We start from the raw sequence: 2,844 nt of genomic DNA on the forward strand, positions 1-2,844 counted from the left end.
AAATTTATTTGTATTTTTGTTAATGTTCTGTATAAGAAATATTTATTAATAAAGTTTTAATATGGGTACAATGACCTATAACATTAAGACTCCATCAAAAAGAGATATAAATATAACAATAGCATTAATGGCATTTTCCGGATTATTAATAATATACGTAGAGACGATGATAGTCCCGGCCATACCAATATTCATAAAATTCTTTCACTCAACATATAATAATGTTTCATGGATACTAATTGCATATATTATTTCAGGTACGGTATCTGCCGCAATTTTTGGCAGGGTGGCAGATATGATAGGCAAAAAACGGGTTTTTCTTGCACTCGGCATTGTCTATCTCATAGCAGTGTCTTTTGGTGGATTTTCCAGAACACTGGATGAATTAATTGCAGTAAGGGCTGTTCAGGGTCTGGGTTTTGGTATGATACCAATAGCCTTTGCAATAATCAATGACGTCGTTCCAAAAAAAGAACTCGCACTTGCACAGGGGATAATGAGTGCAACCTTTGCAATAGGTTCAGGAATAGGTTTGGTTCTTGGTGCATATATAACTGAAGACCTGGGCTGGCAGTATGATTTCCATACAGCCATTCCTGTTACTGCAGTACTTTTAATATTAACATATATTTATTTAAAGGATTATTCAAAGCCACACAGGGAGAGGATTGATTACATAGGTGTTTCCCTGCTTGCCATACCATTAATAACATTCATATTTGCACTATCAGAGGGGCAAACATATGGGTGGACATCCACCCTAATTATTTCCCTATTTGTCTTTTCATTTATAATGTTCTTCGTCTTTGTATACTTTGAATCAAATTATAAATATGCTTTTATAAATATGAAGCTCTTAAAGGTCAGGAACGTTCTAATGGCAAATATCATTGGATTGTTTGCCATGGCAGCAATGTATTTTCTTTTCTTCACTGTTCCAACACTTCTTCAGGACCCAGCACCAGCAGGATTTGGCAAATCTATTATAGATTCTGGTTTGATCATGTTTCCTGCAACTGTAATGAATATGCTCTTTGCACCTGTTGCGGCCAGGGTAATACGCAGAAAAGGACCAAAACTTGCCATATTTATAGGTTTGACTGTTGATTTAATAGGTTTTATACTTTTATACCTTTACAGATCATCACTGCTTGAAATTCTGCTGGACACAATGTTCGTGGGTGCAGGCATATCCATGATGCTTGTTGGCATAATTAATGTATTATTAATATCAACCCCAAGGGAGCATGCCGGTGAGGCCACAGGAATAAATACAGTATTCAGGGATATAGGTATGTCAATAGCACCTGCCGTTGGCGGCGTTCTTGAAACAATGTATACAGTACCCGTGGTTGTTGGCGAAGTCGATGTAAACGGTATTTTGGTTGCCATAAAACATGGATTCCCTGATGCAACAGCATATAACTATATATATTTAATAGGCGTTGTTTTTGTGATATTTGGATTCATTTTTACAGCGTTTATTAAAAAGGTCAAAAATACAAATTAATCCATTAAATAAATATCTGGAAAATAAATTAGAAAAATATGGGCCTGGCCGGATTCGAACCGGCGATCTTCTCCGTGTGAGGGAGACGTCATAGCCACTGGACTACAAGCCCATAAAACCATTATACCTTTCCATTATTTAAAAATTATACTATTATGGTGGTTTTATTGGCAGTGCTGTAAATGTGAGTATAAACATTACAAGTGAAAATATACCTATTGCAATATCCAGAGGCCTGATTTTTTCATAATCATTTAATGCAGGTGGATGCACAAGGCCCATAAAGATTACAAATAATGCAAGGAAAAGCCAGCCAAGATAGTCATAGGCTATGGTCAGATAAAATAAAAATCCAAGAAAAAGGTAGCTAACAATATACGCTTTTTTACCAAGAATCCCTCTTGCTATATGGCCACCATCAAGCTGGCCTGTCGGTATAAGATTTAGGGCTGTCGCAAACATGCCAACCCAAACTGCAAAAACCATTGGGAATAAAGGTTTATTTATGGGTTCAACAATGCCGAAAAGCCTGTATATTAACGGATAATTTAATATGAACGGTATGTAATGGCCAACTGGCCTGTATATTTTCTCAAGATACTGTGCAAGGAAGAGCAGGGGTAACGCAACAAGAAACCCTGCTATTGGACCGGCAGCTCCTATCTCTGCCATGGCCTTTCGGTTTGGCATCGGGTCCCTTAATGATACAAATGCACCAAAAGTTCCTATCTCATATGGAAATGGAATAAAAAACGGTAATGATGCGTTAACCTTATATCTGCGTGCCACAACATAATGTGCTGTTTCGTGTATGCCCAGTATCAGCATTAATGGAAGTGAAAAAAAGATAAATCCATACCATAGACTGTATAGTTCAGCATATGTCCCGGGCCTTACAAAGCTTCTGGCATATATAGAACCAACATAAATGGTTGAGGCCAGTGTTAATATGAGCAGTATTACATTTACATTATTGCTTTTATATTTTTCATCCGGTCTTATGGAAACTTCAACATAATGCTCCGCATCCTTAACAACAAACGGTATAAAACCCTCAGGAACTATTTTTTTTCTTAATTCATCAAATTGCCGGTCAAAATCAGGATTGTCGCTGTCAAAGAAATAAAATTTTATACTGACAGGATTTACCACAGCCTCATAATAGTTTATGTGCTCTTTAACAGTTGCAACAACGCCCTGCAACCTTTCATTTTGAACCTTCATAGTCGGAAACATAATTCACCAGCAATCAAATATTACAAATTCAATACAATAGATTATTTTTAATCATTATATGAATTTTTTTAAAAAATGATTTTATATAATTTTTCACA

At 36.2% G+C, this 2,844-nt stretch carries 2 protein-coding genes and 1 tRNA gene; 1 reads left to right on the plus strand and 2 read right to left on the minus strand.

The features are described from left to right. The first annotated feature begins 70 nt into the window (after positions 1–70). Positions 71–1,510 (plus strand): MFS transporter, encoded by a 1,440-nt coding sequence (locus AOG55_RS03425; RefSeq protein ID WP_156150263.1) that lies wholly within the window; start codon positions 71–73, stop codon positions 1,508–1,510. Between the two features lie 39 nt (positions 1,511–1,549). Here the strand turns inward: AOG55_RS03425 and AOG55_RS03430 are convergent. Together AOG55_RS03430 and AOG55_RS03435 are read right to left on the minus strand one after the other, a co-directional pair. Further along, positions 1,550–1,622: transfer RNA gene (locus tag AOG55_RS03430), tRNA-Val, on the minus strand. A 41-nt stretch (positions 1,623–1,663) separates the two neighbouring features. Then, entirely contained in the window at positions 1,664–2,746 is a 1,083-nt protein-coding gene (locus AOG55_RS03435) for a site-2 protease family protein (protein WP_048100848.1), read from the minus strand. Between the last annotated feature and the right edge of the window lie 98 nt (positions 2,747–2,844).

Source organism: Acidiplasma cupricumulans, assembly GCF_001402935.1.
Taxonomy (GTDB): Archaea; Thermoplasmatota; Thermoplasmata; order Thermoplasmatales; family Thermoplasmataceae; genus Acidiplasma; species Acidiplasma aeolicum.

What these genes read in the sequence shown, in the direction of transcription:
- AOG55_RS03425 (WP_156150263.1), top strand. Translation starts at nt 71, where the DNA reads ATGACCTATAACATTAAGACTCCATCAAAAAGAGATATAAATATAACA.
- AOG55_RS03435 (WP_048100848.1), bottom strand. Translation starts at nt 2,746, where the DNA reads ATGTTTCCGACTATGAAGGTTCAAAATGAAAGGTTGCAGGGCGTTGTT.